Annotated in this window: 18 protein-coding genes; 17 read left to right on the plus strand and 1 reads right to left on the minus strand. The window is 64.7% G+C overall.

The window, feature by feature from the left end; all coding sequences use genetic code 11:
* The first annotated feature begins 19 nt into the window (after positions 1–19).
* From AC5RWX_RS05800 to AC5RWX_RS05870, 15 genes are all read left to right on the plus strand, one after another.
* The gene (locus AC5RWX_RS05800) at positions 20–1,060 is read left to right on the plus strand and encodes a tRNA (adenine-N1)-methyltransferase (RefSeq protein WP_493939020.1); all 1,041 of its coding nucleotides are present in this window, start codon (positions 20–22) and stop codon (positions 1,058–1,060) included.
* A 327-nt stretch (positions 1,061–1,387) separates the two neighbouring features.
* Complete coding sequence (gene arc, locus AC5RWX_RS05805) at positions 1,388–3,145, plus strand: proteasome ATPase (RefSeq protein ID WP_493939114.1); 1,758 nt, start codon at positions 1,388–1,390, stop codon at positions 3,143–3,145.
* A gap of 14 nt (positions 3,146–3,159) precedes the next feature.
* Positions 3,160–4,758 (plus strand): depupylase/deamidase Dop, encoded by a 1,599-nt coding sequence (gene dop / locus AC5RWX_RS05810; RefSeq protein ID WP_493939115.1) that lies wholly within the window; start codon positions 3,160–3,162, stop codon positions 4,756–4,758.
* Between the two features lie 42 nt (positions 4,759–4,800).
* Positions 4,801–5,004 (plus strand): ubiquitin-like protein Pup, encoded by a 204-nt coding sequence (locus AC5RWX_RS05815; RefSeq protein WP_414959812.1) that lies wholly within the window; start codon positions 4,801–4,803, stop codon positions 5,002–5,004.
* A gap of 3 nt (positions 5,005–5,007) precedes the next feature.
* Positions 5,008–5,844 carry a proteasome subunit beta gene (gene prcB / locus AC5RWX_RS05820; RefSeq protein ID WP_493939021.1) on the plus strand — a complete coding sequence of 279 codons (837 nt, stop codon included), beginning with the start codon at positions 5,008–5,010 and terminating at the stop codon, positions 5,842–5,844.
* 2 nt (positions 5,845–5,846) lie between these two features.
* On the plus strand, positions 5,847–6,578 hold the full coding sequence (gene prcA, locus AC5RWX_RS05825; RefSeq protein ID WP_493939022.1) for a proteasome subunit alpha: 732 nt from the start codon (positions 5,847–5,849) through the stop codon (positions 6,576–6,578).
* 2 nt (positions 6,579–6,580) lie between these two features.
* Positions 6,581–7,942 carry a Pup--protein ligase gene (gene pafA / locus AC5RWX_RS05830; RefSeq protein WP_493939023.1) on the plus strand — a complete coding sequence of 454 codons (1,362 nt, stop codon included), beginning with the start codon at positions 6,581–6,583 and terminating at the stop codon, positions 7,940–7,942.
* A gap of 88 nt (positions 7,943–8,030) precedes the next feature.
* Positions 8,031–8,939 carry an FKBP-type peptidyl-prolyl cis-trans isomerase gene (locus AC5RWX_RS05835; RefSeq protein ID WP_493939024.1) on the plus strand — a complete coding sequence of 303 codons (909 nt, stop codon included), beginning with the start codon at positions 8,031–8,033 and terminating at the stop codon, positions 8,937–8,939.
* Positions 8,940–9,012: 73 nt separating this feature from the next.
* On the plus strand, positions 9,013–9,408 hold the full coding sequence (locus tag AC5RWX_RS05840; RefSeq protein ID WP_136786737.1) for an FKBP-type peptidyl-prolyl cis-trans isomerase: 396 nt from the start codon (positions 9,013–9,015) through the stop codon (positions 9,406–9,408).
* A 113-nt stretch (positions 9,409–9,521) separates the two neighbouring features.
* A complete protein-coding gene (locus tag AC5RWX_RS05845) occupies positions 9,522–11,519 on the plus strand; it encodes a helix-turn-helix transcriptional regulator (RefSeq protein ID WP_493939025.1) in 1,998 nt (665 codons plus the stop codon).
* Between the two features lie 10 nt (positions 11,520–11,529).
* Positions 11,530–11,865 carry a hypothetical protein gene (locus tag AC5RWX_RS05850; protein ID WP_493939026.1) on the plus strand — a complete coding sequence of 112 codons (336 nt, stop codon included), beginning with the start codon at positions 11,530–11,532 and terminating at the stop codon, positions 11,863–11,865.
* Positions 11,866–11,907: 42 nt separating this feature from the next.
* Positions 11,908–12,192: a Sec-independent protein translocase subunit TatA gene (tatA, locus tag AC5RWX_RS05855; protein ID WP_493939027.1), complete on the plus strand. Its 285-nt coding sequence runs from the start codon at positions 11,908–11,910 to the stop codon at positions 12,190–12,192.
* 47 nt (positions 12,193–12,239) lie between these two features.
* Complete coding sequence (tatC, locus tag AC5RWX_RS05860) at positions 12,240–13,109, plus strand: twin-arginine translocase subunit TatC (RefSeq protein ID WP_493939116.1); 870 nt, start codon at positions 12,240–12,242, stop codon at positions 13,107–13,109.
* A gap of 67 nt (positions 13,110–13,176) precedes the next feature.
* Positions 13,177–15,996 (plus strand): DEAD/DEAH box helicase, encoded by a 2,820-nt coding sequence (locus AC5RWX_RS05865; RefSeq protein WP_493939028.1) that lies wholly within the window; start codon positions 13,177–13,179, stop codon positions 15,994–15,996.
* Positions 15,997–16,029: 33 nt separating this feature from the next.
* Entirely contained in the window at positions 16,030–17,664 is a 1,635-nt protein-coding gene (locus tag AC5RWX_RS05870) for an amidohydrolase (RefSeq protein WP_493939029.1), read from the plus strand.
* A 628-nt stretch (positions 17,665–18,292) separates the two neighbouring features.
* Here the strand turns inward: AC5RWX_RS05870 and AC5RWX_RS05875 are convergent.
* Positions 18,293–19,849 (minus strand): aldehyde dehydrogenase (NADP(+)), encoded by a 1,557-nt coding sequence (locus AC5RWX_RS05875; protein WP_493939030.1) that lies wholly within the window; start codon positions 19,847–19,849, stop codon positions 18,293–18,295.
* 237 nt (positions 19,850–20,086) lie between these two features.
* Between AC5RWX_RS05875 and AC5RWX_RS05880 the strand changes: the two genes are divergently transcribed.
* Complete coding sequence (locus tag AC5RWX_RS05880) at positions 20,087–21,076, plus strand: fumarylacetoacetate hydrolase family protein (protein ID WP_494097057.1); 990 nt, start codon at positions 20,087–20,089, stop codon at positions 21,074–21,076.
* On the plus strand, positions 21,073–22,269 hold the full coding sequence (locus AC5RWX_RS05885; protein ID WP_493939032.1) for a glycoside hydrolase family 88 protein: 1,197 nt from the start codon (positions 21,073–21,075) through the stop codon (positions 22,267–22,269). The genes AC5RWX_RS05880 and AC5RWX_RS05885 overlap by 4 nt, the downstream gene beginning before the upstream one ends.
* The last annotated feature ends 4 nt before the right edge of the window (positions 22,270–22,273 follow it).

A 22,273-nucleotide genomic window follows, 5' to 3' on the forward strand; every position in this document is an offset into this window, starting at 1 on the left:
AACCGGAAGTGATTCACGCATGAGCTCCTCCACCAGCCCGCACGGCGCCGACCAGCGACGCGGACCGCTCCGGCCCGGCGAACGGGTCCAGCTAACGGATGAAAAGGGCCGGATGAACACCATCACCCTCACACCCGGGGGTGCCTTCCATACGCACAAGGGCTTCCTGCCGCACGACGACGTCATCGGCCGGGAAGAAGGCACCGTGGTGGCCAACACCGTGGGCCACCGGTACCAGGCGCTGCGCCCGCTGCTGTCCGATTTCGTGCTGTCCATGCCGCGCGGTGCCGCCGTCGTCTATCCGAAGGACGCTGCGCAGATTGTCACCATGGCGGATATCTTCCCCGGTGCCCGGGTGGTGGAAGCCGGTGTCGGCTCCGGTGCGCTGAGCATTTCCTTGCTGCGTGCCGTGGGCGACTCCGGACGGCTGCATTCGTTCGAACGCCGCGAAGAGTTCGCCGACGTCGCCCGCGGCAATGTGGAAACCTTCTTCGGTGGACCGCACCCTGCGTGGCAGATCTCGCTGGGCGACTTCCAGGATGAAGTGGTCAAGGCCGAGGAACCCGGCAGCGTGGACCGCGTGGTGCTGGACATGTTGGCGCCGTGGGAATGCCTGGACGCTGTGGCCACGGTGCTGGCGCCGGGCGGGGTATGGATCAATTATGTTGCCACGGTCACCCAGTTGTCCCGCACGGCGGAAGCCATCCGCAAAGACGGCCGGTTCACCGAGCCCGAAGGATGGGAATCCATGGTCCGGGGCTGGCATCTGGAGGGCCTGGCCGTGCGTCCGGACCACCGGATGGTGGCGCATACCGGGTTCCTGCTCACCGCCCGGCGGTTGGCCAGCGGCGTGACCGGATTGACGCCCAAGCGCCGCCCGTCCAAGACCGAATTCGCCGCGGAAGACGTGCAGGTGTGGACCGGCAACGAGGAGGACTGGAACGCCGAGGCCCTGGGGGAGCGGACCGTTTCGGACAAGCGGCTGCGCCGGGTTGCCAAGGACGCCGCCTCAACGGTCCAGCGCGGCGCGTTTAAGGACGTCAACCCCGAGACCGACTAGCGTGGCAGATTAACCGGTCAGAGCGTTTTAAGCCTTTGGCCGGGCAGTCGTAGAACTTGCATGGCCGCACCCGGGAGCCGGGTGCGGCCTCGCGTCAAGCGCACCATCCTCGCCGTAGCCGGCACCACCCGGACCGTGGCGGGCACCAACGCGGCCTCAGTTTCGTTATGCCGCGTAATGATCCGACAACACGCAACGGTCTCTTCCGTGACAGCCGTTGGAATTCCATGTCTCGATTAGGCGTTTCTTTTCGTAGACACGTGCAGGCGGCTCAGGTGCCCGTTAGGGTCTAGTGAAGGAACCGATTCAAGGAAGCGGGTCGCGGTGATGAAGGACAACCAGAACCAGAACAATGAACCGGCACCGGCTGAACCACAGGACGAACAGCGCGACGCTCTGACAGTTGCGCAGCGCCAAATCAACGTCCTGCGCGACAAACTGCGCCACCTGGACAAGCAACTCGCTGCAGCGACGCAGAACAATTCCCGTTTGGTCGCCACGCTTGAGGCCGCCAAGACGGAGATCGTGCGGCTCAAGTCTGCCCTTGAACGCGACGGCGAAACACCTTTCAGCTTTGCCACCATTACCGACGTCCACATGGCGCAGAAGCCGCGTCCGGGCATCAGCAACGCCGCGCTGGTGCAGGAAAGTGTGGACATTGTGCAGTCCGGACGCAAGCTCCGCGTGGCGGTCAGCCCTCTGGTCGACATGGACCAGCTCGGGCCCGGGCAGGAAGTCCTGCTCAACGAATCGCTGACGGTGATCGCGGCGCTCGGCTTCGAGCGTTCCGGCGAGCTGGTCACGATCAAGGAAATGCTCGACGGCCACCGCATCCTCGTGGTGGGAAGGGCGGACGAAGAACGCGTGGTTAAACTGTCCGGCGCCCTGCTGTCCGAGCGGCTCCGCGTCGGCGACGCCGTCTCCATCGACGCCCGCAGCGGCTACGCGCTGGAGAAGATCCCGCGCAGCGAAGTGGAGAACCTGATCCTCGAAGAGGTGCCCGACATCTCCTACGAAGACATCGGCGGACTGGGGCCGCAGATCGACCAGATCCGCGACGCCGTCGAACTGCCTTTCCTGCATCCCGACCTGTACCGCGAGCACGGGCTGAAGGCGCCGAAGGGCATCCTGCTCTACGGTCCTCCCGGCTGCGGCAAAACGCTGATCGCCAAGGCCGTGGCCAACTCACTGGCGGCCAAGGCGATTGAACGCAACGGCACGGACACCCGCAGCTACTTCCTGAACATCAAGGGACCGGAGCTGCTGGACAAATATGTGGGCGAGACCGAGCGCCATATCCGGTTGATCTTCGCCCGGGCCCGCGAGAAGGCCTCCGATGGCAGCCCGGTAGTGGTGTTCTTCGATGAAATGGATTCGCTCTTCCGGACCCGCGGTACCGGTGTTTCCTCCGACGTCGAAACCACGATTGTGCCGCAGTTGCTCTCCGAGATTGACGGCGTGGAAAAGCTGGAGAACGTGATCGTCATCGGCGCCTCCAACCGCGAGGACATGATCGACCCGGCCATCCTCCGCCCCGGACGGTTGGACGTGAAGATCAAAATCCATCGTCCCGATGCCGAGGCCGCCGCGGACATTTTCACGAAGTACCTGACCACCAACCTTCCGATCCATGCGGAAGATCTGGCCGAGCATGGCCAGGACCGCAAGGCCACGATTGAGGCGATGATCCAGCGCACGGTTGAGGTAATGTACTCCACGGACAAGTCGAATGAGTATCTGGAAGTCACGTATGCCAGCGGCGACACCGAGATGCTCTACTTCAAGGACTTCAATTCCGGCGCCGTCATCCAGAACGTCGTGGACCGGGCCAAGAAGAATGCCATCAAGGACCTGCTGACCAATCAGCAAAAGGGCCTGCGGATCGAACACCTGCTGGGTGCAGTGGTGGACGAGTTCCGTGAGCATGAAGACTTGCCAAACACCACGAACCCCGATGACTGGGCCCGGATTTCGGGCAAAAAGGGCGAACGCATCACCTACATCCGCACCATCGTGCAGGGCAAGGCCGGGCAGGAGGCCGGCAAGTCCATCGAAACGATGCCGAACACGGGGCAGTACCTGTGAGCGTCTACCGGGTGATGGGATCGGAGACGGAGTATGGCATCCATGCTCCGGGCGAACCGCTGGCCAACTCCACGGTACTCTCCTCGCAGGTAATCAACGCCTACGCGGCAACCATGCGCAAGGGCCTGGGCAATCTGGCCGGCACCCGCTGGGACTATACCGACGAGGAGCCGCTGCACGATGCGCGCGGCTTCGACCTCTCGCGCGACCAAGCCGACCCGTCGCAGTTGACGGACGTGCCGCCGATCCTGGATGCCGAACAGATCGCACTGGCCGGCGGTCGGGCGGCGGCCAACGACTTCTACACCGACGAGGCCTCCGGCGTGCTGATGAACATGGTGCTCAGCAACGGCGCCCGGCTCTACGTGGACCACGCGCACCCGGAATACTCCTCTCCCGAGGTGACCAACCCGCTGGACGCGGTGCGCTGGGACAAGGCCGGCGACGTGGTCGTGCTGTCCGCCTTGCGCCGGATCGCCGCGACGCCGGGGTTCTCCCCGGTGAACTTGTACAAGAACAACACGGACAACAAGTCGGTCTCCTACGGAGCGCATGAAAACTACCTGATGCCCCGCAGCCTGCCGTTCAACCAGATTGTGACCGGCCTGGTCCCGTTCTTCGTGTCCCGGCAGGTCGTGTGCGGGGCCGGCCGGGTGGGGCTGGGCACCAATGGCCGCACACCGGGGTATCAAATCAGCCAACGCGCGGACTTCTTCGAGGCGGAAGTGGGGCTGGAGACAACCATCCGCCGGCCGATCATCAACACCCGCGACGAACCACACTCGGTGGCCGACAAGTACCGGCGGCTGCACGTGATCATCGGCGACGCGAACCTGAGCGAAGTCTCGATTTTCCTGAAGATGGGCACCACGGCCGTGGTGCTGTCCATGATCGAACATGGTGAAGCCCCGGACGTGCAGCTGGCCGACCCGGTGCAGGCACTGCAGGCGGTCAGCCACGACCCGTCGCTGCAGCAGAAAGTCGCACTCAGCGACGGCAGCATGGTCACCGGCCTGGACCTGCAGGAAATCTATCTGCAGGCCGCTGTGGAGCATTGCACGCGGCACGGTACCGATAGCGGTCAGACGGCAGAGGTGCTCCAGCGCTGGGCCTCGGTGCTGGACCTTTTGCGGCGCGACCCGCTGGAAGCCGCGGACCAGTTGGACTGGGTGGCCAAACTGAAGCTGCTGCAGGCCTACCGGGACCGCGACGGCCTGGAATGGGGCGATCCGCGGCTAGGGCTGATCGACCTGCAGTACGCCGACGTCCGGCCGGAAAAAGGACTCCACCACCGGCTGGCCGCACGCGGCCGGATGCAGCGGCTGCTCTCCGACGAGCAGATCAAGACTGCCGTGAACCAGCCGCCGGAAGATACCCGGGCCTACTTCCGCGGAAAATGCATTCAACATTTCCCCCAGGAGGTGGTCGGCGCAAGCTGGGATTCGGTGATTTTCGACCTTCCCGACCGGCGCCGGTTGCAGCGGATCCCGACCCGGGAACCGCTGCGGGGCAACCGCGAGCTGACCGGCAAGCTTTTCGAGGAGGCCTCATCTGCGGAGGAATTTATTACGGCCTTGTTGGGGCCCAGCACCGAGCCCCACGTGGCAACATAAGCATGAGGACACAGTAGACCCTCACACCATAAGGAGGTCATCATGGCAACCCAGGACCGCAAGAACGTGGACTCCCGCCGCGAAGACGAAGCGTACGACGACGAGCCCACACCTGAGCCTGCCGCCGCACCTGCCGCACAGGCCGAGACCGAAGGCACCGACGATCTGCTGGACGAGATCGACGGTGTGCTGGAACAGAATGCGGAAGAATTCGTGCGCGGTTTCGTGCAGAAGGGCGGCCAGTAATTGATGAACATGCCGGCAGGCGGTCCGGGCTCTGTATTCGCCCAGGTTTCCCATTCAGCCACTGCGTCCTTTAGCGAGTATCTGGCACGCACGGCACCGGACCTGCTGCCGGCTGCCCGCGGAGTCCAGCAACTGCCCGCCGGAGCCGCAGCGATGGTGCCCCACGCCACGACGATCGTCTCGATGACGTTCGCCGGCGGGGTGTTGATGGCCGGCGACCGCCGGGCAACGATGGGAAACATGATCGCCAGCCGGCACATCGAAAAGGTCTTTCCGGCCGATTCCTATTCGGTGCTGGGCATCGCCGGCACGGCCGGCATTGCCCTCGACATCACCCGGCTCTTCCAGGTGGAACTGGAGCATTACGAGAAGATTGAAGGCACCCTGCTCAGCCTTGAGGGCAAAGCGAACCGGCTGGGCGCAATGATCCGGTCCAACCTGCCGATGGCAATGCAGGGTCTGGCAGTCATTCCGTTGTTTGCCGGCTTTGATGCGGAGCGCCGGGTGGGCCGCCTGTTTTCCTACGATGTGACCGGCGGGCGCTACGAGGAGCAAGAGCACCACAGCGTCGGGTCGGGCTCGGTCTTTGCCCGCGGCGCGCTGAAGAAGCTCTGGCAGCCCAATCTTGAGGAGGCGGCAGCTGTTCGGGTTGCCATCGAAGCCCTGTACGACGCGGCCGACGACGACTCCGCCACCGGGGGCCCGGATACCGTCCGGCAAGTATGGCCGGTTGTCTACACCGTCAACGCTGCCGGCGCGCGCCGCATCCCGGAGCTGGAACTCGCCGCGACGTCCGAAGCCGTGATCGCCGGGCGGTCCGTCGCCGGACGGGAGGCGTAGGCATGACGCAGCAGTTCTACGTATCGCCCGAACAATTAATGAAGGACCGGGCGGACTTCGCCCGGAAAGGCATCGCCCGCGGCCGTTCGGTGGTGGTGCTCAGCTGCTCGGACGGGATCGCGCTGGTCGCCGAAAACCCCTCACCGTCGCTGCACAAGATCGGCGAGATCTACGACCGCATCGCCTTCGCCGCCGTCGGCAAATACAACGAGTTCGAGAGCCTGCGCCAAGCAGGCGTGCGCTACGCCGACGTGCGCGGCTACTCCTATGACCGCGAAGACGTGACGGGGCGGGGCCTGGCCAGCGTCTACGCGCAAAGCCTGGGCGCGGTCTTCACCGCCGACACCAAACCGTTCGAAGTGGAGCTGGCGGTCGCCGAGGTCGGCGGTGTGCCGGCCGAGGACCGGCTGTTCCGGCTCACCTTCGACGGTTCCATCGCCGACGAACGCCGATTTGTGGTGATGGGCGGCGATGCGGACGCGGTGGGCGAAGCCCTCCGGGCAGACTGGGCAGACGGCCGTGACTACGGCGGGGCAGTACGCTCCGCGGTGGCCGCCTTGTCCGGCAAGACGGGCCAGCAGGATACCGGACAGGCCAAAGAACTGCGTCCCGAGGGACTGGAAGTTGCTGTTTTGGACCGCGACCCGCTGTCCAGCCGGGGGAGCCAGCGTGCATTCCGCCGGCTGGGCACCGCGGAACTAACCGAGATCTTAGGCGAGGGAATGGACGGCTAGCCATGGACAGAAGGATCTTCGGAATCGAGACCGAGTTCGGCATTTCCTATTCGGCGCCGGATTCCCGCCCGCTCTCGCCCGAAGAGGTGGCCCGCTACCTCTTCCGCAGGGTGGTCACGTGGGGGAGATCCTCCAATGTCTTCCTGACCAATGGGTCCCGGCTGTATCTGGACGTTGGATCCCATCCCGAATACGCCACCGCCGAGTGCGACGACGTCGCCCAGCTGGTAGCGCACGACCGGGCCGGCGAACTGATCCTCGAAGACCTGATGAACGAGGCCCAGGAACGCCTGGCCCGCGAGGGCTTCGGCGGGAGGGTCTATCTGTTCAAGAACAACACCGACTCCGCCGGGAACTCCTACGGCAGCCACGAGAACTATTTGATCCCGCGCAAACTCGAGTTCTCCCGGCTGGCCGACATCCTGATCCCGTTCCTGGTCACGCGGCAGATCCTGGTGGGCGCCGGCAAGGTGCTCAAGACCCAAAACGGCTCCATCTACGCGTTCTCGCAACGCGCCGACCACATCTGGGAGGGCGTCTCGTCGGCCACCACGCGGTCGCGCCCGATCATCAATACCCGGGACGAACCGCACGCAGATGCGGAGTACTACCGGCGGCTGCATGTCATCAACGGCGACTCCAATATGTCCGAAGCCACCACCATGCTCAAGGTCGGGTCTGTGGACCTGCTGCTGCGGATGGTCGAAGCCGGACTGATCATGCGCGATCTGCGTCTGGAAAACCCGATCCGCAGCATCCGCGACATCTCCCACGACCTGACCGGACGCAAACCGCTGAAGCTGGCCAGCGGGCGGGAGATGTCTGCGCTGGCAATGCAGCAGGAATACTTGTCTAAAGCGCGGGGGTTCGTCGAAGCCAACGGGGCGCACAACCCGCATGTGGGACGCATACTGAACTTGTGGGAGCGGACGTTGGCGGCGGTTGAGTCCGGAGACCACAGCGGGATCGAGCGGGAAATCGACTGGGCGATCAAAAAACGGTTGATTAACCGGATCATGGAACGCGAGTCCATCGATCTGGATGCGCCGCGGATCGCGCAAGTGGACCTGACCTACCACGACATCTCGGCCAAGCGCGGCCTGTACCACCTGTTGCAGGCACGCGGCGAGGTGGCCAAAGTGGTGGAGGAACAGGAAGTCAAGAACGCCATGGACCATCCGCCGCAGACGACCCGTGCCAAGCTGCGCGGCGACTTTGTCCGCGCTGCCCGGGAGAACGGCCGCGACTTCACGGTGGACTGGGTCCATCTGAAGCTCAACGACCGCTCGCAGCAGACGATCCTGTGCAAGGATCCGTTCAAGAGCGAGGACCCGCGGGTGGAGGCCCTTCTCGCCACCCTGTGACCTGCCGGCGGTGGCTCCAAGCAGTTATCCAGATTTCTCTGCGAGAATGTCCTTCAAGCCCACATGTTCCACGATAAGAAAGTCGATTGTGCGCAAAATACTCTCCATCCTCCTGCCCGCAGCCTTGCTCCTGACCGCGTGCAGCGGCGGCGATGACTCCGGCTCGGACAGCCTGGATGACATTACTGTGAAGTCCGGTGCCGAGGGCGCCGCGCCCACAGTGGACTTCTCGGCCCCGCTGGAACTGCCGGAGTCAACTGCCGAAGTCATCACCGAAGGCAAGGGCGACGGCGCTGCCGACGGCCAGTGGATCCGGTACCGGCTGCTGGCCAAGGACGCCGTCTCCGGCGAACAGTTGGGCGAGACGTACTCCGGACCGGTTGACCAGACGGTGGAACTGAGCGAGGGATTCAAGAGCGCTGACCCGGCCCTGTACGACGCCCTGCTCGGCTCCAAACCCGGCAGCGAGATCGCCTACTATGTCCAGCCGCCGGAAGCCACCGACTCATCTGCACCCGCGCAGCACCCGCAACTCTTGTTCCTGACCGTGCAGGACGTCCGGGACAAGGCCGTCAAGGCCGATGCAGCCGAAGTCGCCGCACTGGACAAGGCCGGAAAGCTGCCTGAGATCACCCTCGACAAAAAAGGCGTTCCCTCCGTCAAGATTCCTGAAGGCAACGACGCTCCGGACGACCTCGTCGTCAAGGTGATCGAAGAAGGCGACGGCAAGCGGGCCACGGAAAACAGTACCGTGAAGGCCAATTACGCCGGATGGAACTGGTCCGAAGGCAAGGAGTTCGACTCCAGCTTCTCCCGCGGAGAAGCCACCGAGTTCCCCCTTGATGGCGTGATCGAAGGCTGGACCAAGGGCCTGACCGGCCTCAAAGAAGGCACCAAAGTCATGCTGTCCATCCCCACCGAAATGGCCTACGTCCAAGGCCAGGGGGATGCTGTAGGAGACCTCATCTTCTACGTGGAGCTGACCGACGTGAAGTAGCGGAGCAGGCCGCACGGTACGGTAACGTAGCCGTGGGCAGCACCGCATACACGTCAAGCAAGAGAGGTTTAGCATGTCTTTTGGCAAGCGCGACTACGACCGCACCAAACCTGAAATCGAGTTTCCCGGGACCGAAACCCCGCAGGACCTGGTGATCGAAGACATCATCGTGGGAGACGGCGCCGAGGCCAAGGCCGGCGACACCGTATCCACGCATTACGTGGGCGTGGCCTGGTCCACCGGCGAAGAGTTCGATGCGTCCTGGAACCGCGGCGCACCGCTGGACTTCCGCGTCGGTGTCGGCCAGGTCATCCAGGGCTGGGACCAGGGCCTGCTGGGCATGAAGGTGGGCGGACGGCGCCGACTGGAAATTCCGGCGCACCTGGCCTACGGAGACCGCGGCGCAGGATCGGCCATCGCGCCGGGCGAGTCGCTGATCTTCGTGGTCGACCTGCTCGGCGTCCGCTAGGTCCTCCTACAGCCTGTCCAGGGGCGGAGTAACGGTGAACGTTAGTTCATCGTTACTCCGCCCCTGGACGTTAACTTCGTTCCGCAAGCCGCACAACCAGTAACGTTTCAAGTATGTCCGCCTCCAAAACCGAACGACTCCTGAACCTGCTGATCGCGCTGCTGGAACGCCGGCGCGGCTACAGCAAAGAGGAACTGCGCGCGCTGATTCCGCCGTACCAGAAGGCAACCAGCGACGATGCCTTCAACCGCCTGTTCGAGCGGGACAAAGAAGACCTGCGGGAAATGGGCGTACCGGTGGAGACGTTCCCGGACGACACACTGTACGAAAACGACCAGAGCGGGCTCCGGTACCGGATCGACCGGCACAAGTACCGGTTGCCGGAACTGCAGTTCAGCCCGCAGGAAAGCGCAGTGCTCTCGCTCGCGTCACGCTTGTGGCAGCAGGCCTCGCTGGGTTCGGCCGCGGCGCGCGCCGTCCGCCGGCTTGACGTACAGGGTGCGTTGGCCGAGGGCGACCCGCTGATCGGCGTGGAGCCGCGCATCCGAACCGCGGAACCGGCTTTCGAGGCAATGCTCAAGGCCGTGCTGGCGCACACGCCGGTCTCCTTTAATTACCGGTCGCCCCGGGACGGCCAGCCGCAGCAACGGCGGGTCGAGCCGTGGGGACTGGGCAACCGATACGGCCACTGGTACCTGGCCGGCCGGGATCTGGACCGGGATGCCCCGCGCACCTTCCGGCTCTCCCGGGTCACCTCCACGGTCAAGAAGCTGTCCGGGACGTACAACATCCCGCAGGGCTTCACCATGCGTGACGTGCTGGCGGGGCTGCAGGTGCCGCAGGACAATGGCACGGCGGTGCTGCTGCTCCGCCGGGACAAGGCCAATTCGCTGCGGGCGGCCGCTACGGCTGCCGCAGCCGTGCGGCCGCCGAGGGGCTGGGAGGCGGTGGAACTTGGCTACGGCGATGTGGAAGTGCTGGCCGAAGAGATTGCCTCGCATGGCGCCAACGCATGGGTGCAGGAGCCGGAGGAACTGCGCGGCGCCGTAATACGGCGGCTGGAAGGCGCGCTGGCCGCCGCAGCCGAAGCCCCGCCGTCGTACTCCCTCAAGGAGGACACCTCACGGCCGTCACGGAAGACGGGCTCCTTGGACCACCTTCCGCGGCTGCTGGACTTGGTTTCCTACGTCACCGCCAACCCGGGGGTGCCGCTGGAAGAGACCGCGCAAAAGTTCGAGATCAGCACCACCCAGCTGATCAAGGACCTGAACCTGCTGTTCGTCTGCGGCACGCCCGGCTATGGTCCGGACCAGCTGATCGAAGCCTTCTGGGAAGACGGCACCATCTCCATCAACAACGCCGACGAGATCGACAAGCCGGTGCGGCTGAGCTTGGATGAGGCACTTTCCCTGGTGGTGGGGCTGCAGGCCCTGGAGACCGTGCCCGGGGTCGGGGAGCAGCCAGCCCTGCGCAGCGCGCTCAGCAAACTGCTGGCCGCGGCCGGCGGGGTTGCCGGCCGGCACACGGCGATCGCGGCGGATCTGGCCGCAGAGGAACGCGCGCCCGAAGTGCTCGCGCTGCAGGAAGCCGCGGCCGCGCAGCAGAGCGTGGAGATCGAATACCTGGTGCCGTCGCGGGACGAAATGACGAACCGGCGGATCGATCCGCTGCGGGTCTTCGCCGTGGACGGCCACTGGTACACGGAAGCCTGGTGCCACCGCCAGCAGGCAGTGCGCCAATTCCGCGTGGACCGGATGCGTTCGCTGACCAAGACCGGGGAACATTTTGAGCCCCCGGCGGAGCGGAGCAGCGAGTTCCCGGACAGCCTGTTCACGCCGCGGGAGACCGACCACATGGTGGTGCTGCGGATCTCCGAGCGCTTGGCCGAACTGGCCGACCAGTACAACGCCCGGCGCCGGGCGGTGCTGCCGGACGGTTCGCTGGCTGCCGAAATCCGATTGTCCAGCACGGCTGTGCTGCCGGGTTTGGTAGCCCGCAACGGCGGCGAAGTGGTGGTGCTGGAGCCTGCCGACGTGGCGGACCAGACCCGGGTATGGCTGCGGCAGGCGCTGGACGTCTACCGCTCGGCCGCGGCTCGCTCCGGAAGCTAGAGTGGACAGCATGCCGCTTTGGTTCTGGATTCTGCTTTGGGTTGCCCTCTGTGCGCTGGCCCTGGTCTTCATCGGCCTGCTGGGCTGGCGGATCTTCCGCCAGTTCATGCGAACTTTGCGTGAATTCGAGTCGGCGGCGGACCGGCTGGGGAGTGGACTGCAGGCGGAACCACCGCTGCCGGAACCACACCATCCCCGGCTGGCCATCTTCGCCGATCCCGCCGTGCTCAAGGAGGAACACGCCGCGGGCAAGGAGCAGCGCCGCGAGCAGCGGCGGCTGCGTCGGGTGGCCCGCCGGGCGGCCCGGGGACAGCGCCAGTCGCTGCGCGATCTGCGGCTTTCCTGATCCCGCCATGGCATAAGATGTAGTAGACGAAAGGAACCAGGCATGGGACGACTCTTCGATAACCCCGCGACCATCATCATTCTGGTCATCATTGTGCTGCTGCTCTTTGGCGCACCGAAGCTTCCCGGCCTCGCCCGCAGCGTGGGCCAGTCCATGCGGATTTTCAAGTCCGAGGTGAAGCAGATGAAGGACGACGACACGTCCGCTTCCGCTCCGGACCAGGAGCCGGTCGAGGGCCGTGTGGTCAACCCGCCGCGCAACAACACTGATAACCGCGGCCAGGCGCCGAATGCGAACGGTGGATCCCCATCGCCGCACCAGCAGTAAGGGCCGTGGCCGGTAAGAAGGGCCGCAAGGCCAACCCTGAGGGGCGGATGCCGCTCAAGGCCCACCTGAAAGAACTGCGCAACCGGCTGATCATTGCCGGCATCGCCGTCCTGCTGGGGGCCGTTGTCGGCTGGTTCCTCTATGACCCGGTCATGGTGGCCGTCCAACAACCGCTGATGGAAATCTCGGCGGAAAAGGGCCGGCGCGCCGAAATCAACTACGGCAGCGTCGGTTCCCCGTTTGATCTGAAGATCCAGGTCTCCATTTTCCTGGGCTTGTTAATCAGTTCACCGATCTGGATCTACCAAATCTGGGGCTTCATCACGCCCGGTCTCAAAGCCAAGGAACGCCGCTACACGCTGGGCTTTATGTTCGCCGCCGTGCCGCTTTTCCTGCTCGGGATCTACTTCGGCTGGATCGTGCTCCCGGAAATCGTGAAGGTCTTGACCATGTTCACACCGCAGGGTGGCGTGAACCAGATCCTGGCCACCGATTACCTGACCTTCGTCATGCGGATGTTCCTGTCGCTCGGCGTCGCGTTCTTGCTTCCGGTGGTCCTGGTCGGCCTGAACTTCGCCGGTCTGTTGTCCGGCCGCCGAGTGATCAAGAGCTGGCGGATCGTGGTGTTTGTGGTCTGCCTGGTCGCGGCAATGGCGGCGCCGGGCCCGGATGCCATGTCCATGTTCCTGTTGGCTGGACCGCTGCTGGCGCTGTTCTTCATCGCTACAGGCATCAGTCTGATCAACGACAAACGGCGCGAGAAGCGGCGCGCGGCGCGCGAAGCCGAGATCGCCGCCAGCCTTGACCAGGCGATGCCACTCGACCAACTCGAAGACGACCAGGCCACACCTCTTGTCCGGCCCACGCCGCTTGACCAGTTGAAAGCCGATGAGCCGAAGCCGGACGGCGCCCATTAGTGCCCGCCGTTCCTCTTCTCCGACAACGCCCACCAGTGGAGCAGGTTTAAACGGATAGTCTTTTGGTATGAGTTCTCCATCCGAACGCTATCTGGCAGCCGCCGAACGGGTGGCCTTCTCCAAGACCCGTTTGTATTCGTTCAGCCAGACTCTCGGATTCGAACTCGATCCGTTCCAGCGCGAGGCCTGCGAAGCGCTGGAACGTGGTCGCGGCGTGCTGGTTGCCGCTCCCACCGGCGCCGGCAAGACCGTCGTCGGCGAGTTTGCCGTCTACATGGCGCTGCAGCGGGGTTTGAAGGCTTTTTACACGACGCCGATCAAGGCCTTGAGCAACCAGAAGTACAACGAGCTGGTCGCCACCTACGGAACTGAACGGGTCGGCCTGCTGACCGGCGACACCTCCGTCAACCCGCATGCGGACGTGGTGGTAATGACCACCGAAGTGCTGCGGAACATGCTGTACGCCAACTCCGACACGCTGCTGGACCTGGCCTATGTGGTGATGGACGAGGTCCATTACCTGGCCGACCGCTTCCGTGGTGCGGTGTGGGAAGAGGTGATCATCCACCTGCCCGACGACGTGCAACTGGTCTCCCTGTCGGCGACCGTCTCCAATGCGGAGGAGTTCGGCGCCTGGCTGGACACCGTCCGAGGCGATACGGACGTGGTGGTGTCCGAACACCGGCCGGTGCCGCTGTGGCAGCACGTAATGGTGGGCTCCGACCTGTTCGACCTGTTCGCCGGGGACATCGCCTTTGATGAATCGGTGCCGGAATCCGGAACCGGCAGCAGCCGGGCATATGAAGTGAACCCTGAGCTGCTGAAGCTGGCCTCGGCCGAGCACAAGCTCAACCGCAGTGCCAACTGGGGCCGATCCGGCGGACGGCGCGGTCGGCGTGCTCCCGAGCCCCCGCGGCAGGCGCTGACCCGGATCCGGCGCGCCAGCCGCCCGCAGGTCATCTCCAAGCTGGACAGCGAAGGGCTGCTGCCGGCCATCACCTTCATTTTTTCCCGCAACGGCTGTGACGCCGCGGTGAAGCAGTGCCTTGAGTCCGGGCTGATTTTGACCACCGAAAAGGAACGCGGCGCCATCGTCCGCCGCGTGGACGAAGCCGTACAGGACATTGCCGAAGAGGACTTGGATGTCCTTGGCTTCTGGACCTGGCGCGAGGGGCTGTCCCGCGGGTTTTCGGCCCACCACGCCGGCATGCTGCCCACTTTCAAGGAAGTGGTGGAGAAGCTTTTCGCCGACGGTTTGGTGCGCGCCGTCTTCGCCACCGAGACGCTGGCGCTGGGGGTGAACATGCCGGCGCGGTCGGTGGTGCTGGAGAAACTGGATAAGTTCAACGGCGAAGCACACGTCGACATCACGGCGGGGGAGTACACGCAGCTGACCGGCCGCGCCGGACGGCGGGGCATCGACGTCGAAGGCCATGCCGTGGTGCTGTGGCAGCCCGGTACCGACCCGGGGGCTGTGGCGGGCCTGGCTTCGCGGCGGACCTATCCGCTGAATTCCAGTTTCCGGCCCACCTACAACATGAGCATCAACCTGATTGCCCAGTTCGGCCGCGGTCCCGCCCGCGAGATCCTGGAGAGCTCGTTCGCGCAGTTCCAGGCCGACCGCTCGGTGGTCGGCCTGGCCAGGCAGGTACGCAGCCGGGAAGAATCACTGGCCGGCTACGAACAGGCGATGAGCTGCCATTTGGGCGACTTCACCGAGTACGCGCGGCTGCGCCGGGAACTGAACGACGTCGAGAAGCGCGCCTCCCGCACTCAGTCCCGGCATCTTCGTTCGGCGGCGGCAACGTCGCTGGACCGGCTGCGCCGCGGGGACATCATCGACATCTCGGCCGGGCGGAGCCTGGGCTACGCGGTGGTGCTGGACCGGGACGAATCAGCCCGCGAGCCCCGCCCGACGGTGCTGACGCAGGAAAAGCACATCCGGCGCATCTCGGTTGACGATTTCCAAGGCCCGGTGGAGGTCCTTTCCAGCATCCGCATTCCCAAGACGTTCAACGCGCGCAGCCCCAAGGAACGCCGCGATCTGGCCTCCTCGCTGCGCAATGCCCTGCATGACAAGCGTCCGCCGCGGCGCGGAACCGAGCACCGTGATTTTGTTGTACCCGGCGGACAACAGGCCGAGCGGCAGATTAACGACCTGCGCCGCAAGCTCAAGGCACATCCCTGCCACGGCTGCAGCGACCGTGAGGACCATGCCCGCTGGGCCGAGCGGTGGTGGACTCTCCGCAAGGAAACCGACCAGCTCGTCTCGCAGATCCAGGGCCGGACCAACACGATCGCCAAGACCTTCGACCGCGTTTGCCAAGTACTGGACAGCTACGGCTATCTGGAGACCGGCGGCGACGGCGTGGCCATCAGCCCGGCAGGAGAACGCCTCCGGCGGATTTACGGCGACCGCGACCTATTGGTGGCGCTCTGTTTGGAGCAGGACGCCTTCGCGGGGCTCACCGCCGCAGAACTGGCAGCCTTCGTCTCCTGCCTGGTCTACCAGGCCAAGCGTGAAGAGGCCGGCATCCGGCCGAAGATGCCCTCAGCGGGGATGGAAGCTGCGGTCACCATCGCCGTGCGCGAATGGTCGCAGCTGACCGACCTTGAGGAACAGCACCGGTTGCCGCTGAGCGGGGAGCCGGAGCTGGGGCTCGTCTGGCCGATGTACAAGTGGGCGAGCGGCCGCTCGCTGCAGTCAGCGCTCAAGGGAACGGATTTGGCTGCCGGCGACTTCGTCCGGTGGGCCAAGCAGGTGATCGACCTGCTGGACCAGTTGGTCAAGGTTCCCAACATCGATTCACAGCTCGCGGCGCGCGGCAGGCAGGCCATCGGCCAGGTCCGCCGCGGCGTCGTTGCGTACGCTGCCGTGGCCGAATAGCCCGGACCTCGCTGCACCACCGAAAGGATCTCCATGAGTAAATCCGCCCTGCCCGCCGCTACCGGTCTCACGATGTACCGCAATGGAAGCGTCTACAGTGCCGCCGACCCATACGCTACCGCGATGCTCGTCGACGGCGGCGCCGTGGCGTGGATCGGCTCCGAGCACGCCGCCACGTCCATCGCGGACAGCACCATGCGGATCGTCGATCTGGGCGGACGGCTGGTGGCCCCCGGGTTCGTGGATTCGCATGCGCACGTGACCCAGACCGGCCTCGCCTTGACCTCGCTGGAGCTGTCCGGCTGTACGTCGCTGGGGGAACTGCTCGACGCCGTTGCGGCAGCTGCGCGACAGGACGCTGCGCCCGTGCTGGGTCATGGTTGGGACGAAACCCAGTGGCCGGAGAACCGAGCACCGAGCGCTGCCGAACTTGACCGTGCCGCGGAAGGGGCAGAAGTATTCCTGACCAGGGTGGATGTGCATTCCGCAGTCGTCTCAGCGGCACTGGCGGCCCGGTTGGGGCTCGCAGGGCTGCCCGGCTGGACCGGCGACGGCACCATCAGCGGGCCGGCCCTGGAACGGGCCAGGCACGCCGTGCAGACCCCAGATGCCGGCCGGCGGGAAGAACTCCAGCGCCGGGCTTTGCAGCACGCTGCTTCGCGCGGCTACGTCGCACTGACGGAAATGGCCGCACCGCAGTTGGGACCTGCCGAGGACCTGGTGGGATTGCTCGCGCTGAGCGATGCGGAACCCGGGCCCCGGATCCTGCCGTATTGGGGCGAGCTGATGACCTCCGCTGCACAGGTGAGCGAAACCATGGAGCGCTTTTCCGGGCGCCTGCGCGGGCTTGGCGGCGACCTGACCATGGACGGCTCCATCGGATCCCGTTCCGCGGCGGTCAGTGCCGGGTACGCTGACAGGTCCGGAGAACATGGGTCGCTGTACCTGGAAACCGAGGCAGCTGCGAGGCATCTGGAGTTGACGGCCGGAGCGGGCATCCAACCCGGGTTCCACGTCATTGGCGACGCCGCCCTCCTCCGGGTGCTCGACGCCTTGGATCTGGCCGCCGAACGCATCGGGCAGGCGGCGGTACGATCGGCCCGTCCGCGCCTGGAGCACTTGGAAATGCTGCCCGACGGCGCCCTGGAGCGGTTGCTGCAGCACGGGGTGACGGCCAGCATGCAGCCGCTCTTCGACGCGTACTGGGGCGGCGCCGAGGGCATGTATGCCACCCGGCTTGGAGCCGACGCTGCACTGGCGATGAACGCCGTGGGAACTTTGCAGACCGCCGGCGTCCCCGTTGCCATCGGTTCCGACACCCCCGTGACCGAACAAAGCCCGTGGGCCACCGTGAAGGCATGTCTCGAACACCACAATCGCGGCGAGCAAATGTCGGCACGGGCAGCGTTTCTGGCGCACACGCGGGCAGGCTGGCGGGCCGCAGGGGAGCGCAACCCGATGGAGGGGCAGTTGGCTCCGGGGACGCCGGCTACCTTCGCCGTCTGGGATGCTGACGAGTTGTCCATCCAGACGCCCGATTCGCGGGTGTCCGCCTGGAGCACCGACGCGCGCGCGGGAACCCCGATGCTCCCGTCGCTGGACAACGGCAGATTGCCGGAATGCGTCCGGACTGTGGTGAACGGAGTAACCATTCACGACGCGATCTAGGGGACGAGGCGATGAAGCCGTGCCTGGACAGGGAAGACGAAAATCTGAATGAAATGTTTAATTTCTGCTCAAGAAGCCCTGCTCTGACGTGCATGTTTGGATAAAACCGCAGGTCAGAGCGGGATTGACACTTCCAACATAGCCAGTAGGCTGAACTCTCAGTGGGCCGGTATTTCTTCGCGGATTCCGGCCCGTGCCGGGGAGAGTGGCAGCTGGCGGCAGCCCGCTTCTGTGCGGTTGCACCCTTTGCCTCTTGACGAACCGGCACTTTCCAGGGTAGGTCCGTATGTCAGTAGAAAACATGTCTGCGTTCCCCTACAGGTTTGCTTTCGTGGCCCGAAGGCATGCGGACCTACCCGCCCCCTTCCTCCCGGCTCCGGCTCTCGGCTCCGGCCGCACGGGCGTCCTGCCAGCTGCTGGGGCATAGTCTCAGGCCGACAGCATACCCCGTGGTGAAAGTGCTTGTGTTGCCATCGCAGGCACATCGGCGAGGAGTCAACGCATCAGCATGTTTCCTTTAGTGATGCGATCCGTACGTAGTCTTTTTGGCCCGGCCCGTCGTTCCTCGTTTTCCTCGGCCAGGTTCAGCCGGTTGAGGCGCCGGGGGGCCAGGCTGCCTCGGGCGATTTCAGCGCGTTTCCCTAGCCGTCGGCATCCCTGCCTGAAGGTAGTCTCCGGGCAAGGTCATACGCCCATCAACTCGAGTAGGAACCAGCCTGTTTTCGTCGCGTAGTTCAGGTGGCAGGACGGATTCAGGAGCATTCTGCCACGTCACCGGCCGCAGAAAGCGGCGGACTGCTGTGGCGCCGACGGATGTGTGCAAAGAGTTTGTTGCCGGCCAGGGGCCGCCGTGAGTTTGCGCCCAGCTGACAGCGACACCGGTGGGGTAGCCGTTGTAGATGACCCGGCCGGCTTTGGGCAGGGCCATTTCGGTGAGTTTCTGGGTGACTTCCGGTTCTTCCCTGCCGATGTGGAGGCTGACCGTGAGGCCGTCGTCAATATGCGATATGGCACTTTCCAGCTCGGGGTATCCGGAATACCGGACGATGAGCGCGGACGGCCCGAAGCACTCGTTAGCGGTTTCTGGCCGCAGATCTGGCGCATTGACGCTGTAGAGGGCTGGGGCAACACGGAAGCCGCCCGCGGAAGGTTCCGGCCCGGTTGCGATTTGTTTGACTCCAGGTGCCGCCTGAAGAGCGCTGAGGATCTCGCCGTAGCTTTCATAAATCCGCCGGTTCAGCAGCGGGGAAACGGCTGTTTCGGCTAATTTCTGTGCGAAGGTCGACGTTAGCTGATCGCCGGCAGATCCGGTCGGGATGAAAATAATGCCCGGCTTTGTGCAGAGCTGGCCGGCTGCCGTGGTGACCGAGGCTGCTAGGCCAGCGCCAATTTCGTCAGCCCGTTCGTGTGCGGCAGATTGGGAGACCACCAGCGGGTTGAGGCTGCTGAGTTCCCCATAAAACGGAATCGGGCTGTTCCGGCGACCAATCGCGTGGATCAGGGCCCTTCCTCCCGCAATAGACCCGGTGAATCCGACGGCACTGATTTTGGGGTGCGAGACGAGGTCGATTCCGGCCTGCTGGCCGTAGACGATCCCCAGAACCCCGTCCGGCGCGCCGTAGTTTTTGGCCGCAGCGGACATGAAGTCGAAGGCCAACCGGGACGTCTTCGGGTGCGAGCTGTGCGCTTTCACCACAACAGAGCAGCCGGCGGCCAACGCAGAGGCCGTGTCCCCTCCGGCAACGGAGAAGGCAAACGGGAAATTGCTTGCGCCGAAGACCGCCACCACGCCGACGGGAACCAGCATCCGGCGGAGGTCCGGCCGGGGGCCCATTGGGGTGTCTGCGGCAGTGTCGACGGTGGCCTCGACGTAACTTCCCTCTTCGATCACGTCGGCGAAGAAGCGCAGCTGAAAGACGGCGCGTTTGAGCTCAGCAGTCAGGCGCTCATGGCCGATTCCCGTCTCCAGGTCAGCCGCGCCGACGAACTCTTCAGCGTTGGCTTCGAGGCCGGCTGCGATGGCCCGGAGCAGGCCAGCCCTCCCGGAGCGGTCAATGGCGCGCAAATACGCAGAGGCTGCGGCAGCAGCCTCCACGGTGGCGTCGACCTGCACGTGGGTGCTCTCCTCAGCCACCGGTTCCAGTGGTTCACCGGTGTAGGGGTTCGTTCCTGCAATAACTGTCATGTGGTTTTCACCCTTTTCTCTGAACACAATCGCCGCCGGAACGGGCGGCTTCCTGCCGCTAGCCTCCCTGCGACTCCGGATTCTTCTTCGGCTTATGGAGGCGAGCAGAAAGTTCGGCTTGGGGCGGCGAGGGGACGCCTTGGCAATCCTTGACGACGCTTCGCAAGCCGTCATATTGTGATTTGGAACACCGTTCCGTTCGGTACAGCGTACCAATTTTGCTGGAAGCAGGTCCATATGAGGACGATGCAATTCCACACGGACGATGGTCTGCGTGTGGCAGCGTCCAAGGACGACGGCGGCCCGCCCGTGGATATAACGGAGGGCCTGCGCCGGTCCGGACTGAGGGACGTGACTGAGGCCATCAGCCATGCCAGGGAGGCGAAGGTGCCTCTCTCCAGGTTCGTGGCGGGACTTGCGGACGCCTCAGCCGAGCTCGCTGCCGTTGATATGGGCAGGGGCACGCGTTCGGCGGGGGACGGATCGGTGCCCGCCTCGCTGCCTGTACAGGCGCCGGAAGTTTGGGGTGCAGGCGTGACCTACCGCCGGTCGAGGGAGGCCCGCGAGGCAGAGAGCATCGGTGAAAAAGACTTCTACTCGCGGATCTACACGGCTGAAAGGCCGGAAATTTTTTTCAAGGACTGCTCGTGCCGGCGTACAGTTGGGCCCCACGGCGACATCGGCATTCGCGGGGACAGCCTCTCGACGGTTCCGGAACCCGAACTCGCCCTCGTTCTCGACCGCTCCGGAACGGTGGTCGCGTTCACGTTGGGCAACGATGTGACCGCCCGGGACATCGAATCCCAGAACCCCCTTTACCTGCCGCAGGCCAAGATATTCTCCCTAAGCTGCGCACTCGGACCCTGTCTCCTGCTCTGCGAAACGGACCCGGACGAGGCGGCGCCTTTCCCGATCGAAGTGTCGATCCGTTCGGCACACGGAGAAGTGCGGTACCAGGACAGTACCTCCACCACGGACTTAACCCGCCACTTTGCGGATCTCGTCGGCTACCTCACGCGGCACAACCCGATCCCCGACGGGTCCGTTCTGCTGACGGGCACCGGCCTCGTCCCGCCCCCGGATTTCACTCTGCAGGACGGTGACGTCGTGACGATCACCAGCACCCGGATTGGATCCTTGGAAAACACCGCGGTGGATTTATCACGGGCTGACAAACCGCACATGGCGAATTCTCCTTCGTTTACCCAGATGGAGGATCAGCCGTGAACCTGGAAAACGCATGGAAGAAATTCGCGGAACTGGCCGAGGATGAAGAGCGCCAACTGGAGCAGACCCCGGGAAGGTACCCGCACTACTCCGTCGACGGCCAGTGGCACAGGGCTGCCATCGATGAAACGAGCGGCTGGGTCGACGAATCCTTCTACGACCACGGCAACTGGACCGCGGGCTTCAGCGTCGGTGACGCATGGCTGCGCCGACTGGATGACGCCGGAAAGAGCCAGCCCAGTGCGGTCATGAGAAGTGCACTTGCTGACATCAGCAAAAGAGCACTCGATGAGACCACCCACGATTTGGGCTTCCTCTTTTACCCTTCCTTCGCGCTGGGGCAGGTTCTCGGCGGTCTCAGCCCCTCAGAGGCCGAATCGGCCCTGACCGCGGCGAACGTCCTGGCGGGCAGGTTCAACAAAGCGGGGCAATTCATACAGGCTTTCGGTGCCCGCACCGATCCGCGGTCGGCGGGCACAAGCACGATCGACACGATGATGAACCTGCCGCTGCTGTGGTGGGCCGCCCGGCAGACAGGCGACGCGGGAATGCTCGACGTCGCTTACCGCCATGCGATCACCTCCGCTGCAAAGTATTTCCGCGATGACGGATCCACGTTCCACCTGATCCGCTTCGACCCCGAATCCGGTGAACTACTCGAGCGAGGGACTTTCCAGGGAGCCTCGTCCGGATCCTGCTGGGCACGGGGCCAGGCATGGGCCATTGCGGGTTTCGCCTGGGCCTCCGGCGCCATCGGGGACGAAAGGTTCAGCGATGCGGCCCTGCGGGCTTGGCGGTATTTCGAAGCGAGAATTCCACCGGACGGCGTTGTCCCTTGGGACTTCGGGGACACCTCACCAAATACCGTTCCGGATGCCAGTGCATCGGCCGCCGCAGCCCTAGGCGCGCTGCTACTGGCAGAGAGCCACCCCTCCGAAGGAACACGGGAGGGCTGCCGGTTGGCCGCGGTGGCTCTGCTGGCCAAATTGGACGCAAATGCCGTCCGCCGGGACGACAAAAGCCAGGGCATCCTGCTGCGGTCCTGCTACTCCAAGCCACACGACCTGGGTGTTCGCGGGGCCACTCCCTACGGGGACTTTTACTACGGCCTCGCGCTGGCCCTGGCCACCGGCCGTGTCCGTGCCGCTGAATTGTTCGCAAACGCGCTTCCAGCCAAGGGGGTGGGAGCTTGAGCGG

Source organism: Arthrobacter sp. SPT-J7 (assembly GCF_059089965.1).

Excerpts from the sequence above, each read along its gene's own strand:
- AC5RWX_RS05800 (WP_493939020.1), top strand. The coding sequence starts at position 20 with ATGAGCTCCTCCACCAGCCCGCACGGCGCCGACCAGCGACGCGGACCG.
- arc (WP_493939114.1), top strand. The coding sequence starts at position 1,388 with ATGAAGGACAACCAGAACCAGAACAATGAACCGGCACCGGCTGAACCA.
- dop (WP_493939115.1), top strand. The coding sequence starts at position 3,160 with ATGGGATCGGAGACGGAGTATGGCATCCATGCTCCGGGCGAACCGCTG.
- AC5RWX_RS05815 (WP_414959812.1), top strand. The coding sequence starts at position 4,801 with ATGGCAACCCAGGACCGCAAGAACGTGGACTCCCGCCGCGAAGACGAA.
- prcB (WP_493939021.1), top strand. The coding sequence starts at position 5,008 with ATGAACATGCCGGCAGGCGGTCCGGGCTCTGTATTCGCCCAGGTTTCC.
- prcA (WP_493939022.1), top strand. The coding sequence starts at position 5,847 with ATGACGCAGCAGTTCTACGTATCGCCCGAACAATTAATGAAGGACCGG.
- pafA (WP_493939023.1), top strand. The coding sequence starts at position 6,581 with ATGGACAGAAGGATCTTCGGAATCGAGACCGAGTTCGGCATTTCCTAT.
- AC5RWX_RS05840 (WP_136786737.1), top strand. The coding sequence starts at position 9,013 with ATGTCTTTTGGCAAGCGCGACTACGACCGCACCAAACCTGAAATCGAG.
- AC5RWX_RS05845 (WP_493939025.1), top strand. The coding sequence starts at position 9,522 with ATGTCCGCCTCCAAAACCGAACGACTCCTGAACCTGCTGATCGCGCTG.
- AC5RWX_RS05850 (WP_493939026.1), top strand. The coding sequence starts at position 11,530 with ATGCCGCTTTGGTTCTGGATTCTGCTTTGGGTTGCCCTCTGTGCGCTG.
- tatA (WP_493939027.1), top strand. The coding sequence starts at position 11,908 with ATGGGACGACTCTTCGATAACCCCGCGACCATCATCATTCTGGTCATC.
- tatC (WP_493939116.1), top strand. The coding sequence starts at position 12,240 with ATGCCGCTCAAGGCCCACCTGAAAGAACTGCGCAACCGGCTGATCATT.
- AC5RWX_RS05865 (WP_493939028.1), top strand. The coding sequence starts at position 13,177 with ATGAGTTCTCCATCCGAACGCTATCTGGCAGCCGCCGAACGGGTGGCC.
- AC5RWX_RS05870 (WP_493939029.1), top strand. The coding sequence starts at position 16,030 with ATGAGTAAATCCGCCCTGCCCGCCGCTACCGGTCTCACGATGTACCGC.
- AC5RWX_RS05875 (WP_493939030.1), bottom strand. The coding sequence starts at position 19,849 with ATGACAGTTATTGCAGGAACGAACCCCTACACCGGTGAACCACTGGAA.
- AC5RWX_RS05880 (WP_494097057.1), top strand. The coding sequence starts at position 20,087 with ATGAGGACGATGCAATTCCACACGGACGATGGTCTGCGTGTGGCAGCG.